Below are 14,926 nucleotides of genomic sequence, written 5' to 3'. Positions count from 1 at the left end.
TCACGCGCTCGCGCGATGGCGGCGCACCACGGCTTCGGCGGGCGCGATCGCCTCGGGCGTGCCGGCGGTCGCCCAGTCACCGTCGAGCAGCAGGCCCTTCAACCTGCCGGCCTTGATCGCCCGGTCGAAATAGATGTTGAGATTGAAAGCGCCCTCCGGCGCATCGGCAAACAGTCTGGTGTCGAGTACGATCGCCCCCGCATAGATCACGCCTTGCCCGCCCGTTTCAGGCGTCGCCTCGCGGGCGCGAACCAAATCGCCGCCCTCAATCAGCCGGAAGTCGTCGCCGCCGTCATGGCCGGTCGCCCTTTCCGTCGGCGCCAGCAGCATCGCCATGTCCATGCTGTCGGGGTCGAAGAAGCGCGCCAGCCGGCCGAGATTGCCCGCTTCCCCCTTGCCGTCGCCGGCCCAGAACAGATCGGCGTTCATCACATAGACGAGGCCTTCGGGCAGCAATTTCAATCCCTTGACCAGCCCGCCGCCGGAATTCAGCAATGCGGCGCGTTCATCCGAAATCAGGATCTCCAGCCCGGAATAGGCGCTGAGATGCGCCTCCATCTGATCGGCGAGATAATGCACATTGACGACGGCCCGGCGCACCCCGGCCTCTTTCAAAGCATCGAGCGCATAGTCGATCAGCGGCTTGCCGGCGATCGGCACCAGCGGCTTCGGCATCGTATTGGTGATCGGGCGCATGCGGGTTCCAAGCCCCGCCGCCAGCACCATGGCGTTTTCGATCGTCATGATCTCAATCTTCGGGTGATTCGGCTGCGGGGATTCCAGCCTTCCTGATCCAGTCGCGCAAGGGGGCGCAGACAGGATGTTCGAGCGCCATGGAGAGATGCCAGAGCGTTCGCGGCATATGCCGCATGTAATGGGGCATGCCGTCGCGCTTGAGGAGCCGCACCCAGAGCCCGTTCAACCGGCAGGCGCGCTGCGCCGACATGATGGCGAAGGCCTTGAGGAAACTGTCGCGGTCGAAATCGCCTTGAGCGGCGCGATCGTCCATATAGGTCTCGATCAGCCTTTCCATCAGCGGCCGCTTCACCGTCACCCGCGCGTCCTGGGAAAGCGACACCACGTCATAGGCCGAGGGTCCGATGATCGCGTCCTGGAAATCGATGACCCCGATGCGCTGGAAGCCTTCGCGCTCCGGCAGCCAGAGAAGATTGGGGGAATGATAGTCGCGCAGCGCCAGCCGCTTTTCCACCGTGGCGAGCTCGTCGATCAGATGGTCCCAGATCGCGAGATAGTCGGCTTTCTCGGTCTCGTCCACCACTGTTCCCCGCCGCCAAGGAATGTGCCAGTCGATCAGCACCTCCGCTTCGAATTTCAGTGTTTCACGTGAAAATTCAGGCAGCTGGTGCCATTCGCCGGGTTGGATCTCCAGCCGCTCGGGCGTCGGATGCCGGTGGTAATCCGCCAAGAGCTTGACCGCCTCGACATAGCGCTCCGGGATCGGACGGCCGTCGTCGTCGAGCACGCCTTCGGAGCCGAGATCCTCGATCAGCAGCAGGCCCGCATCCATATCGGCGGCATAAATCTCCGGCGCCGAGACGCCGAGCGAGCGCAGATAGCGCGCCACCGCCACGAAGGGTTTTACATCCTCGGCCAGATGCACGAGCTGCGAATAAGGCTTGCCGTCGCGGATCGGCGGACCGTTGGAGCGCCGGGGCGCATCCATCAGCACCAGTTGCTCGCCCGCGGGCGTCGCCACCCGCTCATAGGCGCGGAAGGAGGAATCGCCGGTCAGGAAGCGGCGGCGGGCCACTTCGCCGCGCTGGTCTTCGAGAAAGCGCCGTATCGCCAGCACCCGCTTGAGACGCGTCGCGAAGCGTCCATTGGTCGTCTCGATCGCCAGCCGCCGCCCGTCGCCTTCGTGGGTAATGGCGATGCGGATGGCGTCCTTCGGCAGACGCGCGCCGGCGCGGTCGGGCCATTCGATCAGCGCCACGCCCTCGGAAAGCGCCTCGTCGAGCCCGAGCTCGTCCAGTTCGCTTTCGTCGCCGAGCCGGTAGAGATCGAAATGATGGATGGGAAAGCGAAGCTCGTAGCTCTGCACCAGTGTGAAAGTCGGGCTCGGCGCTTCCAACTCGTCGTCATCCGCCACCGCGCGGATGAGCGCGCGGCTCAGCGCGCTCTTGCCGGCGCCGAGATCACCCGTCAGGGCCAGGCAGTCGCCGGGCTTCACGGTCAGAGCGAGGTCTTCGCCGAGCCGCCGCGTCGCGGCTTCATCGGGCAGAAAAAGGCTGATTGACGTCATAGAGCGACCTTGTCGAGCCGCGCAGCCGCCGCCATGGCCGCCGGAATCCGGCACGTGATCCTGGTTCCCGCGCCGGGCGCGCTGTCGACGCTGATCCGGCCGTGATGCAGGCTGACGAAACTGTCGACGATGGCGAGGCCGAGGCCCGCGCCAGATTTACGACCACCATTGTTGCTGGATTCGAAGCGGTTGAAGATCTTCTCCACCGCTTCCGCGCTCATGCCCGGGCCCGGATCGCTGACGGTGAACAGGAAGTCCTCGCCCTCGCGCCAGCATTTCAGCCCGATCGCGCTGCGCTCCGGCGCGAAATTGGCGGCGTTGGTCAGAAGCTTGATGAAGATCTGCTTGAGGCGCTGGTGATCGGCATAGACGACGCCGAGATCGTGATCGGCGGTGATCTTCAGCGTCACATGGTTTTCCTGCAGCTTGTGCGCCACCTGCAGCGCCACCTCGTCGAGCAGGTCGTTCACCGTCACCGGCTCGTAATGCAGCTCCATGATGCCGGCGTCGACGGTGGCGAGGTCGAGGATATCGTTGACCAGCGTCAGCAGCACCGAGGAGGAGTTGGAAATATGGTCGAGATATTCGGCCTGGCGGGAGGTCAGAGGGTCCATGCCCTGAGTGCGCAACAGGTCGGTGAAGCCGATGATGTTGGTCAGCGGCGAGCGCAATTCGTAGGAAACGTGCTGGACGAAGGCGTTCTTGATCTCGTCGGCCTTGTGCAGCGCCTCGTTCTTTTCCTTCAGCGCCCGTTCCGCCAGCTCGCTCGCCGTCACGTTGACGAAGGTCAGCATGGTCTGGGCGTTGGGCAACGGAATGACGGCATAATCGAGCACGAGGCCCGTCTTGAGCTCGATCTTGCCGGCCGCCTGCATGCGCTGGTCGTTGAAGCTGGTGATGATGCGGCTGAAATTCTTCCAGCCGTCCGCCTGGTCGTAGGAGGGAAGGCAGGCTTTCTCGATGTCCTTGATATGCGTGCCCGGGGCCGCTTCGTCGCCGGTGATGTTCCAGAGCGCCCGGAAGGCGGGATTCGACAGCGTGATGCGGCCATCGGGCGCGAACACCGCCACGCCTTCGGCGAGATGGTCGATGGTCTCGCCCTGCACCTTGAGAAGCGTGTTGTAGCGGGTTTCGAGATCGACCTGCTCGGTGAGATTCTCGAATACCCAGGTGGCGCCGCCTTGCGGCCGGGCCGTGGCGAAGACGCGCAGCGTCTGGCCGTTCGGCATGTGCCAGAGATCGGTATGCGGATCGATGGCGCGGTAGACCGACAGAATCGTGTCCTTCCAGGCCTTCCAGTTCAGCTGTTCCGGCAGGCGGCCCGCTCCGCGCAGCCGGTCCAGCAGCTCGGCATGATCAGGCGTCGATTCCAGGAAGGGAATGTCGAGATTCCAGAGCTGGCGGAAGGCTTGATTGTAATATTGCAGCTTCTGCCGCTCGTCGAAGATCGCCACCGGCGTCGCCAACATGTCCAGCGTTTCGGCATGGCTCTTGATGGTGCGGCGCAGTTCGTCGCGCGCCGCTTCGGAACGGGAAACGTCGACGGCGATGCCGGCCGAGCCTTCGCGGCTGCGCACATCCACCACGTCGTAGAATGTCCGGTTGCCGTTGACGATCGTCGCGACCTTGTCGCGGAACGGATTGTCAGGCGTGGCCATGGCCTTGATCTTCTCGCGCGTCACCGTCTCCAGCAATTCGCGGCTCTCGCGCACGGCTGCTTCGGGCGAGGGGGCCGCGACGGCTTCGCCATAGGCTTCGTTCACCCAGGTCAGCGCGCCGGTGCGGTCGCGCTGCCAAGTGGGCATGTCCACGGCGTCCAGCAGCGTCTGGAAGGAGCGGATCGAGCTTTGCAGCCTCTCGCGTTCGATCTGCAGTTCGGCCAGTTCGGCGCGGAGATTGTTGAGCGCGAGGAAGCGCACGAAGGCGCGACCGCCCGAGACGCGTCCTTGCGCTTCCAGCACCTCGTCGCGATGGGTTTCGACCACGATGTCGAAGCTCGCCGCCTCGCCGCGCAGCATCTCGACGGCGCGCTCGAGTTCGCCGGCGGAGCGGGGTTTCAGCCATCGGCCGAAAGCGAGAAAATCGCGGTCGTCCCGCGGCGCGCCGGTTTCGATCGGCAGTTCGCCCAGCACTTCGGCCTGGCCGGTCATGCCGTCCCAGATGACGATGCGCCTGTTCTTGTCGGCGATCAGCGCCTCGTAGCGCGAAATCTTGCCATGGGCGTCGGACAGGGCGGATTTGATCTGGCGGTTCTCGTTCTCCACCGCCGTCTTGCGTCGGAACAGCGTAAAGGCGCCGATCAACAGCGCCGACACCAGTCCGCCGACGGAAGACAGCGCCACGACATGCCCGCTGGTGAAGGCGTGTCCGGGAACATCGGCGGCTTGCGCCGCCGCTGGAAACAGGCTGGTGGCGGAATAGAGAAGGCTCTTCGTGCGCAGCCGCATCCGCTTCTTGCCCGCGTCGGGACGTTCCCCGCCCCGCCGAGCGCACTCGAATAGCCTGTCATATTCCATCATGATCTAGACCAGTCCCCGTAACCTGTTCCGTCATTGCTGTGGAGCTCGGCATTGAGCCCGATCCAAATGGATCGTGTAGTCCGCCGCGCGCGCGTGGCGGATCGACCCCGGAGTCATTCGGGACCCATGATGGAAACCGCCCGCCGCAAAGCGCCGTTTCCGTCACCGTTCGGTTCGCCGCCGCTCGACCAGCCGGACCGTGACATTCGAATCATGTTCAAAAACAATACTATCTTGCAGTTTGCTCGCAAATAGATTTGCCCAAAAAAAACCGCGCGGCTCTTTCACCGCGCGGTCCCTAGATATGGTATGGTTAACGGCGCCTTATCAATAGCGGTAGTGTTCAGCCTTGAACGGGCCGGTCTTTTCGACGCTGATATAGCCTGCTTGCTCGTCCGAAAGCTCGGTGAGCCTTACGCCGAGCTTGTCGAGGTGCAAACGCGCAACCTTCTCGTCAAGGTGTTTCGGCAGCACATAGACCTGATTTTCGTACTGGCCCTTATTGGTGAAGAGTTCGATCTGGCCGAGAACCTGGTTGGTGAAGGAGGCGCTCATCACGAAGGATGGATGACCGGTGGCGTTGCCGAGGTTGAGAAGACGGCCCTCGGACAGCAGGATCATGCGGTTGCCCTTGGGGAACTCGACCATGTCGACCTGCGGCTTGATGTTCGTCCAACGAAGATTGCGGAGCGCCGCGACCTGAATTTCATTGTCGAAATGGCCGATATTGCCGACGATCGCCATGTCCTTCATCTCGCGCATATGCTCGATGCGGATGACGTCCTTGTTGCCGGTGGCGGTGATGAAGATGTCGGCGGTGGAGACCACGTCTTCCAGCTTGACGACTTCGAAGCCGTCCATCGCCGCCTGCAGCGCGCAGATCGGATCGATCTCGGTGACCTTGACGCGGGCGCCGGCTCCGGAGAGCGAAGCGGCCGAACCCTTGCCGACATCGCCGTAACCGCAGACGACGGCGACCTTGCCGGCCATCATCACGTCGGTGCCGCGGCGGATGCCGTCGACCAGCGATTCCTTGCAGCCATATTTGTTGTCGAACTTCGACTTGGTGACGGAATCGTTCACATTGATGGCCGGGAAGGGCAGCAGGCCCTTTTCCGCCAGCTGATACAGGCGATGCACGCCCGTGGTGGTTTCCTCGGTCACGCCCTTGATGGCGTCACGCTGCATGGTGAACCAGCCGGGCGAAGCGGCGAGACGCTTCTTGATCTGGGCGAACAGGATTTCTTCTTCTTCCGAGCCCGGCATGGACAGCACGTCCTCGCCGGCTTCGGCGCGGGCGCCGAGCAGGATATACATCGTGGCGTCGCCGCCGTCATCGAGGATCATGTTGGACAGGCCGCCATCGGCCCATTGGAAGATCTGGTCGGTATAGGTCCAGTACTCTTCCAGCGTCTCGCCCTTGACGGCGAAGACCGGAATGCCGGCTGCGGCGATCGCGGCGGCGGCGTGGTCCTGGGTCGAGAAGATGTTGCACGACGCCCAGCGGACGTCGGCGCCGAGCGCCACCAGCGTTTCGATCAGCACGGCGGTCTGGATCGTCATATGCAGCGAGCCGCTGATGCGGGCGCCCTTGAGCGGCTTGCTCTCGCCATATTCGGCGCGGGCGGCCATCAGGCCCGGCATTTCGGTTTCGGCGATCGAGATTTCCTTGCGGCCGAAATCGGCGAGCCCGTAATCGGCGACATGATAGTCTTGCTTGGCGGTCATTCTGTGCGTCTCCAGATGAAAGAGGAACATGCCGCGCTCAGGCGGCCGGGTCGCGGCGCGCGCCCAGGATTGCATGGCGCGTGGTGTAGCACCCGCCGCCGCGCAAGGCAAGAATGACATAAACAAATCTTTATATGTTTATGAAGCCGTGGCTAGCGCTTCGTCATATTTCTTCGCCGAACTTGTCGGCGATCAGCGCTTCGATCGTGGCCAGCGCCTCATCCGCCTGGTTGCCGCTGGCGGCGACGTGGATGGTGGAGCCGGGGCCGGCCGCCAACATCATCAGGCCCATGATTGAGGTTCCCCCGACCGTCATGCCGTCCTTGCTGACCCTGATGTCCGCATCGAAAGTTTCGACGGTCTGCACGAATTTCGCCGAGGCGCGGGCATGCAGGCCGCGTTTGTTGATGATCAGAATTTCGCGTTCGAGCATTCTCCCCCGGACAGCGCTTATTTGCCGTTCAGCACGCGGCTGGCGACATAGATGTATTTGCGGCCGGCGTCGGAGGCTTCCACCAGCGCCTTCTGCATGTTGTTTTCGGCGCGCACGCCGGCGAGCTTGATCAGCATCGGCAGGTTCATGCCGGCGATCACTTCGGTGTTGCCGCGCGCCATGGCCGAGATAGAAAGATTGGAGGGCGTGCCGCCGAACATGTCGGTGAGGATGATGACGCCATTGCCGTCGTCGTTGCCGGCGACCGCGTCCATGATGTCCTGCCGACGAAGATCCATGTCGTCGTCGGGGCCTATACAGATCGTTGCGAGGGCTTTTTGGGGGCCGACCACATGCTCCAGAGCTGAGCGGAATTCCTCCGCCAAGCGGCCATGTGTCACAAGCACCAGTCCGATCATACTCGGTACAGCTCCTAATCGTGGATCGTAGGGCGGTGCTGTTACCGAATAATCCCGCGTCCGTCCACCGTCAGCGCGCCATCATGGCAAGGAAAGCCGGAAGTTCAAGCCCCAAATTACGATTTGAGACAATCCCACGCGGATGCCGCGTCCCGCGCCGGGGCTGTTGTGCCGATCAGGCGCATCAGGACCGCGAAGGGATCGGGCAGCGCCCGGTCGAGGGACAGAAGCGGCAGCGCCGCGCCGCCCGGGCTGGTCCAGCGCCTGTCATCCTCGGGGATCCGGTTTTCCGCAGTCACGGTCACCGGCTCGAGCGCCACGTCCATCACCGCCGCCTCCACCGTCTCGACGCCGAGAACCCCGGCCCCGCGCGACTCGATCAGGCCCCGAATTGTCGTAGGCGCGCTGGCGATCAATCGTCCGTGACTCTCCGTGAGCCGCGTCTGGTCGTCGCTGACGAGCCGCGCATATCGACCCCGGAGCGTGGCGTTCTCGATCAGCCGCAGCGCCAACGCGCTCTTGCCGCAGCCGGACGGCCCGGTGATCAGGATCCCGGTCGTCCCGACCACGAGCGATGTGGCGTGGACGAGTTCACCGCTCATGACTGGCCTTTTTCGGGAAGGGTCAGGATGAAGCGCGCGCCGATCCTGTCGCCATCGCCGTCGAGAATATTCTCCGCCGTCAGCGTGCCGCCATGCGCCTCGGCGATCTGGCGGCTGATCGACAGGCCGAGACCCGAATTCTGGCCGAAGGCTTCGGCGCCCGGCCTGTCGGTGTAGAAGCGTTCGAAGATTCGGTCGATATTCTCCGCTTCGATTCCCGGACCGTTGTCCTCGACCAGGATGACGCAGTCGCCGCCGGACTTGCGCATTTTCACGGTGATCCGGCCGCCTTCGTCGGGCACGAAAGAGCGGGCGTTCTCGACGAGATTGGCGATGATCTGGCCGAGTCGCAGCTCATGACCGGTGACGCTGAACTTGCCCTTGCCGGCGCTCTTGAGATCGACGTCGAGGCCGATCTCCACCTGCTTGCCCTTGGCGCGCACCTGGCGTGAAATGTCCACCAGGCTTTCGAGCAGCTTGACGAGATCGACGGGTTTTGAATCGGCGCGCGCCAGTTCAGCGTCCAGCCGCGAAGCGTCGGAAATATCCGAGATCAAGCGGTCCAGTCGCCGCACGTCATGCTGGATGATGTCCATCAGCCGCTTCTTGGAGTCGTCGCTTTTCGCGAGCGGCAGCGTCTCGACCGCGCTTCGGAGCGAGGTCAGCGGGTTCTTGAGTTCATGGCTCACATCGGCGGCGAAGCTCTCGATCGCGGCGATGCGGTCATAGAGCGAATTGGTCATGTCGCGGATCGCCGCCGAGAGATTGCCGATCTCGTCCTGGCGGAAGGAGAAATCCGGGATCTCCTCGCGCGATTTCACCCCGCGCCGCACGCGGATCGCCGCCGCCGACAGCCGCCTCAGCGGGTTGGCGATGGTGGAGGACAGAAGCAGCGACAGAATGACGTTGACCATGGTCGCGACGCCGAACACCCGCATGATCGCGAGCCGCTCGCTATGGACGATCTGGTCGATGTCGCCGGCCTGGGTGGAGAGCAGCAGCACGCCGACCACGGCGCGGAAACGCTGCACCGGCACCGCCACCGACACGATCAGCTCGCCCTTTTCGGTCACGCGCACCACCGCGCCGCGCACGCCGGTCAGGGCGTTCTTGACCTCGGGATAGATCATCCCGTCGCCGCCGGGGCTCTCTTTATAGACCGGCAGGTTGGAAGGCTGCAGCATCCGGTTGATCCAGGAGGCGAACTGATCCGACAGCGCCGTCGATCCGTCGTCGACGGGAGCGAGATCGAAGCGCAGCACCTGGCCGCGCGAATAGAGAAAGCGCGAATCGAGAATGAGATTGGCGTCGGGATCGAAAATGCGCGCCCGCGTATGGGTCGGCGAGATCAGCCGGCGCAGCACCGGCGCCACGCGCTCGGGATCGATCGGAAATTCGAGATCCTCGTCGTTCGGCACCGGCGTGATCGATTGCCCCGCCTGCAGCTCCAGCAGTTTTTCCGGATCGATGGTGATCGAATTGGTGTCGACCTGCGCCGAGGCCGAAATCGCCGCCGAGATGATTTCGCCCTGGGTCAACAGGCTTTCGACCTTGGCGTCGATCAGCCCTTCGCGGAACTGGTTGAGATAGAGGATGCCCCCCACCAGCACCACCAGCGCCACCAGATTGAAGAACAGGATCTGCCGGGTCAGCGACGAGAACACCGCGTGCCCGAGCAGCTTGCGGAGATAGAGAAACGGGCGGGACAGGCGCAGCCGCTTGCGTTGGCGGGGCTTGGCCGCCGCCTGCGCATTCGTTCTGTTTCTGCCGATGTCCTCAGCGGTCATCGCTTGGTCTTCCCGCCGCCTCGCTGTTCGGCCGCGCTATGCCAGATTCGGCCATGGCTGCAAGCTCAGGCGCCCGCGGATTCGCGGAAGCGATAGCCGACGCCGTAGAGGGTCTCGATCATGTCGAAATCGTCGTCGACCGCCTTGAATTTCTTGCGCAGCCGCTTGATGTGGCTGTCGATCGTGCGGTCGTCGACATAGACCTGTTCGTCATAGGCGGCGTCCATCAACGCGTCGCGGCTCTTCACCACGCCCGGGCGCAGCGCCAGCGCATGCAGGATGAGGAATTCGGTCACCGTCAACGTCACCGGCAGGCCCTTCCAGGTGCAGGTGTGGCGCTCCTGGTCCATGGAAAGAAGCCCGCGGTCGAGCGATTTGGTCTGAACGGCGCCCGGCTTGGCGGGGGCGGTGGGGCCGGCGGCCGCGGCCGCTTCGCGGCTCGCCACCCGGCGCAGCACCGCTTTGACGCGCTCGACCAGCAGGCGCTGGGAGAAGGGCTTGGTGATGAAATCGTCGGCGCCCATCTTCAGCCCGAACAGCTCGTCGATCTCTTCATCCTTGGAAGTGAGGAAAATGACCGGAATGTCCGACTTCTGGCGCAGGCGGCGCAGAAGCTCCATCCCGTCCATGCGCGGCATCTTGATGTCGAAGATCGCCAGATGCGGCGGGCGCTGCAACAGGCCGTCGAGCGCGGAAGCGCCGTCGGTATAGGTCTCCACCTTGTATCCCTCCGCTTCCAGCGCGATGGACACCGAGGTGAGGATGTTGCGGTCGTCGTCGACCAGAGCGATTGTCGCCATGAAAGTCTCCAGTTTCAGATGCCAATTGTGGCGGCCCTGCCTCTCATGAGTATAAAGGTGGAACAAATTGTGGCAAAGACTTTCTCGTCACTGCTTTTCTACGAGAAGGTGTAGCCCGATCCCTTTCCCCACAAACCGATTTAAAGGCTTTCTTCAAACGATTTAAATTATATGACATATTTTTAAATCGATTAATGCATTGATCCTATTAGGTTATTCTGCATGTTTTCGCTTGTGCGTTTAAATTATTTGTGTCTATCTCCGGCTCATCAGCGCTCTGTCTCACTGGGAAAGGACATCGTCATGCAAGAGCTCGGAACAACCAATCCGGATAATCGCCTCGCCGCCCTTGGTTTTGAAGGTCTTGTTTCTGTCCGGTATAACTATTCCGAGCCCGAACTCTATGAGGATGCGCTCAGCAACGGCGAAGCGGCGCTCACCGCCCATGGCGCGCTTCGGGCGCTCACCGGCCAGCACACCGGCCGTTCCGCCAAGGACAAGTTCGTCGTCGACGACGCCTCCACCCATGACAAGATCTGGTGGGACAACAACAAGCCGATGTCGCCGGAGCATTTCACTGTGCTCAAGGCCGACATGTTGGCCTTCGCCGCCGGCAAATCGCTTTATGTCCAGGATCTGATCGGCGGCGCCGATGCTGAAAACGCCCTGCCGACCCGGGTCGTCACCCAGCTCGCCTGGCATTCGCTGTTCATCCGCAATCTGCTGATCCGTCCGGAGCGCGCGGCGCTCGAAGGCTTCCTGCCGAAGCTGACGATCATCGATCTGCCCGACTTCAAGGCCGATCCCGCCCGTCACGGCTGCCGCTCGGAAACGGTCATCGCCTGTGACCTGACCAACGGCCTCGTGTTGATCGGCGGCACGTCTTATGCCGGCGAGATGAAGAAGTCGGTGTTCACCGTGCTCAATTATCTCCTGCCGGAAAAGGGCGTCATGCCCATGCATTGCTCGGCCAATATGGGTCCGGAGGGCGACACCGCCGTGTTCTTCGGCCTGTCCGGCACCGGCAAGACCACGCTGTCGGCCGATCCCAACCGCACGCTGATCGGCGACGACGAGCATGGTTGGGGCGAAAACGGCGTCTTCAATTTTGAAGGCGGCTGCTACGCCAAGACCATCCGCCTGTCGCGCGAAGCCGAACCGGAAATCTACGCCACGACGGAGCGCTTCGGCACCGTGCTCGAAAACGTGCCGCTTGATGAAAACCGCCTGCCGGATTTCAACGACGCCTCGCTCACCGAAAACACCCGTTGCGCCTATCCGCTGCATTTCATTCCGAATGCGTCGGACACCGGTCTCGGCAATCATCCGCGCACCATCATCATGCTTACCGCCGACGCCTTCGGCGTGATGCCGCCGATTGCGCGGCTGACGCCGGATCAGGCCATGTATCATTTCCTGTCGGGCTACACCGCCAAGGTCGCGGGCACGGAAAAGGGCGTCACCGAGCCGGAAGCCACCTTCTCCACCTGCTTCGGCGCTCCCTTCATGCCGCGTCACCCGACCGAATACGGCAATCTGCTCAAGGAGCTGATCGCGCGTCACGGCGTCACCTGCTGGCTGGTCAACACCGGCTGGACCGGCGGCGCCTATGGCCAGGGATCGCGCATGCCGATCAAGGCCACGCGCGCGCTGCTGACCGCGGCTCTGTCGGGCAAGCTCAACGATGCGATCTTCCGCCGCGACGCCAATTTCGGTTTCGAAGTGCCGGTCGCGGTCGAAGGCGTGCCGACCAAGATCCTCGATCCGCGCTCCACCTGGATCGACGGGGCCGCCTATGACGCCCAGGCCCAGAAGCTGGTCGACATGTTCGTCGCCAATTTCGCCAAGTTCGAAAACCATGTCGACGGCTCGGTGCGCGACGCTGCTCCGGGTATTCGGCTGGCCGCCGAATAGCCTCCGCTTCGGATTCACGTGAAACCTGGCGATGTCACCATCGCCATGAAGCCCGGCGGCGCCCCTCCGCCGGGTTTCGCTTGTCTCGGTGCGTGCCGCGTGGCAAAGCGAAGCCAGGAGAACGAGAGCCATGGCCGCCGACCCGCTTTACATCGATGACCGGATCGTGATCGCCGGCTGGGAACTGACGGAGAGTTTCGTCCTGGCCTCGGGCCCGGGCGGGCAGAATGTCAACAAGGTCGCCACCGCCGTCGAACTGCGCCTCAACCTCATGAACTCGCCGTCGCTCCCCGAGCGCGTCAAGGCCAATGCCCGTCGCGTCTTCGGCCGCAAGCTCACCAAGGACGGTGACGTCGTCCTCTTCGTCGACGCCTATCGCTCGCAGGACCGCAATCGCGAAGAAGCGCGGGAACGGCTGAAGGCGCTCATTCTGGAAGCCAACCAGCCCCCGCCGCCGCCGCGCCGCAAGACGCGGCCCACCAAAGGCTCGATCGAACGCCGCCTGAAAGCCAAGTCGGGTCGCTCGGAGATCAAGAAGGGCAGGGGCAAGATCGAGTCCGATTGACGCCCGTCACGCCCGCGCGCGGCGTACGCGCTGCGTCATCCAGGCCGTCGCATAACCGATCGGCGCGCCGATCACTGCGCCTGCGGCTTTCACCAGCGCATCGTCGATCCGCGCATGCCGGCTGGGTGAGAGCTCCTGCAATGCTTCGATCCCGAAGGCCGCAACCACCAGCACCGCGAGCGTCGTCGCCCATGCCTTGGGATAGGCGAGCACGAACAGCGCGCTCAATCCTGCGAAAGCCAGACCGCGATCGAAATTCACCGGCCCGAAATCCTGCGGCCTGAGCCCGATCGGCGACACGGTGACGAAAATGATGACGGCCAGCGCGGACCAGGCGAGAATTTTGGCGATGCGATCTGTCATAATTCCATCATACGAGGAAATACGGCGGCATTGTGCGGCGCATATAAAGAAGACGCGTCGGCAATGTTCAGCAGCAAAAGACCTCTCCGCCGTCATGCTCGGGCTTGTCCGAGCATCTGCAACGTATTGATATTACTAAAGGCTTAGATCCTCGGCATAAGGCCGAGGATGACGGCGGAGAGGGGGAAACCCCTCCCCAACCCCTCCCCACAAGGGGGAGGGGCTTAAGCTGCCTCACCCTCCAAAACCCAAGCGACCTCTCGTCCGCAGCGCTGACCTGTGGCGCGCCGGCGGCAGCCCTGAGTTAAGCCCCTCCCCTTGTGGGAGGGGTGGGGGAGGGCCTTCCTCAAAAAATCCTCCTCCCGAAAATATTTTCATCCCCCACCATCCCACGCCCTTATCCTTATCTCGTCCTGTCATCGGCTACACTGCGAGGCGTCGCGGCGAGATGGGGCCGGCGCTGGGGAAAGGGGGACGACGTGAACCCTCTTTCTCCGGGGTTTCGAGAAACGACGACCCCCGAAGACTGGGGACTTGGCGTGAAAGCGTCCCCCAGGGTGGCGTCTCGCAAGGGACGTTACAGTAAGGCCCGCTTTAGAGGCGGATTACCCGCAGGCTCGACCTGCGGCGACGAGCGTCAAGTTCGAGGCACAAACCGCCGAATGCGGGGCGCGATGAGCGTCATATTAAAACTAAATTAAACGAGGCGTTCTTCGCGCCCCGGCCGAGCCCTTATGGGCGAAGCGAGAGAATGATGCGGAACTCCGGGCGGCATAACGCGGCGGAGCGATTTGGCGCGTCTTATGGCCTCCAGGCGTCGAAGCCGCGTATCATCGCTGCAAGGAGAGTGATTCTGATGCTCGTTCTGCCCAAAGGCATTCGCCATATTCCCGTCTGTCCCGAAGCGCGCAGGAAGACCTCGTCGAGGCGATCAGGCTGGTCGTCGCCGACGCCCCTCTGTTCACTCCCGAAATGCCGCGCACCGGCAAGCCCATGAGCGTGCGCATGACCAATTGCGGTCCCCTCGGCTGGGTCACCGACAAGGAGCGCGGCTATCGCTACCAGCCTGTCCATCCGATCACCGGACGTCCCTGGCCCGCCATTCCGGATAGGCTGCTCGATCTCTGGCGGGAGATGTCGGGCTTTGAAGGTCCGCCCGAAGCCTGCCTCGTCAATTACTACGGGCCTGACGCCAAGATGGGCCTGCATCAGGATCGCGATGAGCAGGATCTCGCGGCCCCGGTCCTGTCGATCTCGCTGGGCGACGCCTGTCTGTTCCGGGTCGGCGGTCTCCGGCGTGAGGATCGCACCGTCTCTTTCCGGCTCGACAGCGGCGACCTCGTGCTGATCGGCGGCGAAAGCCGGCTGGCCTTTCACGGCGTCGACCGCCTCTATCGCGGCACGTCAACGCTTCTGAAACGGGAAGGCCGTATCAATCTCACCTTGCGGCGCGTGACGCCATGGCGGGGTGAGGGCAATGGCGGATAGCGTGTCGGGGGCCTGGACTGGCGGCGCCGAGGGCGGGACGAACTG

Annotated in this window: 13 protein-coding genes; 3 read left to right on the top strand and 10 right to left on the bottom strand. The window is 63.2% G+C overall.

The window, feature by feature from the left end; genetic code table 11:
- From H2O14_RS12570 to H2O14_RS12530, 9 genes are all read right to left on the bottom strand, one after another.
- Entirely contained in the window at window positions 1–744 is a 744-nt protein-coding gene (locus H2O14_RS12570; RefSeq protein WP_182827917.1) for a nucleotidyltransferase family protein, read from the bottom strand.
- Window positions 745–748: 4 nt separating this feature from the next.
- Window positions 749–2,263 carry a tRNA (adenosine(37)-N6)-threonylcarbamoyltransferase complex ATPase subunit type 1 TsaE gene (gene tsaE / locus H2O14_RS12565; RefSeq protein WP_182827916.1) on the bottom strand — a complete coding sequence of 505 codons (1,515 nt, stop codon included), beginning with the start codon at window positions 2,261–2,263 and terminating at the stop codon, window positions 749–751.
- Window positions 2,260–4,710, bottom strand: coding sequence for a sensor histidine kinase (locus H2O14_RS12560; RefSeq protein WP_246697371.1), 2,451 nt, complete (start codon window positions 4,708–4,710; stop codon window positions 2,260–2,262). Before H2O14_RS12560 ends, tsaE begins: the two co-directional genes overlap by 4 nt.
- Before the next feature lie 399 nt (window positions 4,711–5,109).
- Window positions 5,110–6,510, bottom strand: coding sequence for an adenosylhomocysteinase (gene ahcY, locus H2O14_RS12555; protein ID WP_182827914.1), 1,401 nt, complete (start codon window positions 6,508–6,510; stop codon window positions 5,110–5,112).
- Between the two features lie 163 nt (window positions 6,511–6,673).
- Window positions 6,674–6,943 carry an HPr family phosphocarrier protein gene (locus H2O14_RS12550; RefSeq protein ID WP_182827913.1) on the bottom strand — a complete coding sequence of 90 codons (270 nt, stop codon included), beginning with the start codon at window positions 6,941–6,943 and terminating at the stop codon, window positions 6,674–6,676.
- A 17-nt stretch (window positions 6,944–6,960) separates the two neighbouring features.
- Window positions 6,961–7,362: a PTS sugar transporter subunit IIA gene (locus H2O14_RS12545; protein ID WP_182827912.1), complete on the bottom strand. Its 402-nt coding sequence runs from the start codon at window positions 7,360–7,362 to the stop codon at window positions 6,961–6,963.
- Window positions 7,363–7,478: 116 nt separating this feature from the next.
- Window positions 7,479–7,964, bottom strand: coding sequence for an HPr kinase/phosphorylase (locus H2O14_RS12540; RefSeq protein ID WP_182827911.1), 486 nt, complete (start codon window positions 7,962–7,964; stop codon window positions 7,479–7,481).
- Entirely contained in the window at window positions 7,961–9,751 is a 1,791-nt protein-coding gene (locus tag H2O14_RS12535) for a sensor histidine kinase (protein WP_182827910.1), read from the bottom strand. Before H2O14_RS12535 ends, H2O14_RS12540 begins: the two co-directional genes overlap by 4 nt.
- 65 nt (window positions 9,752–9,816) lie before the next feature.
- Complete coding sequence (locus tag H2O14_RS12530; RefSeq protein ID WP_182827909.1) at window positions 9,817–10,551, bottom strand: response regulator transcription factor; 735 nt, start codon at window positions 10,549–10,551, stop codon at window positions 9,817–9,819.
- A gap of 303 nt (window positions 10,552–10,854) precedes the next feature.
- Here H2O14_RS12530 and H2O14_RS12525 point away from each other — a divergent pair, with 303 nt between their 5' ends.
- On the top strand, window positions 10,855–12,465 hold the full coding sequence (locus H2O14_RS12525) for a phosphoenolpyruvate carboxykinase (protein WP_182827908.1): 1,611 nt from the start codon (window positions 10,855–10,857) through the stop codon (window positions 12,463–12,465).
- 130 nt (window positions 12,466–12,595) lie between these two features.
- Window positions 12,596–13,030 carry an alternative ribosome rescue aminoacyl-tRNA hydrolase ArfB gene (arfB, locus tag H2O14_RS12520; protein ID WP_182827907.1) on the top strand — a complete coding sequence of 145 codons (435 nt, stop codon included), beginning with the start codon at window positions 12,596–12,598 and terminating at the stop codon, window positions 13,028–13,030.
- Window positions 13,031–13,036: 6 nt separating this feature from the next.
- On the opposite strand, the gene H2O14_RS12515 is transcribed toward arfB, so the two are convergent.
- Window positions 13,037–13,393, bottom strand: coding sequence for a VanZ family protein (locus H2O14_RS12515; protein WP_210275445.1), 357 nt, complete (start codon window positions 13,391–13,393; stop codon window positions 13,037–13,039).
- Between the two features lie 894 nt (window positions 13,394–14,287).
- On the opposite strand from H2O14_RS12515, the gene H2O14_RS12510 reads away from it, so the two are divergent.
- Window positions 14,288–14,881: an alpha-ketoglutarate-dependent dioxygenase AlkB gene (locus H2O14_RS12510; RefSeq protein WP_182829357.1), complete on the top strand. Its 594-nt coding sequence runs from the start codon at window positions 14,288–14,290 to the stop codon at window positions 14,879–14,881.
- Window positions 14,882–14,926: the final 45 nt, after the last annotated feature.

Source organism: Rhizobium sp. G21 (assembly GCF_014158035.1).
Classification (GTDB): Bacteria; Pseudomonadota; Alphaproteobacteria; order Rhizobiales; family Rhizobiaceae; genus Rhizobium_E.
The sequence above is the reverse complement of the archived record's forward strand: the minus strand, read 5'-3'. Positions and strand labels throughout refer to the sequence as shown.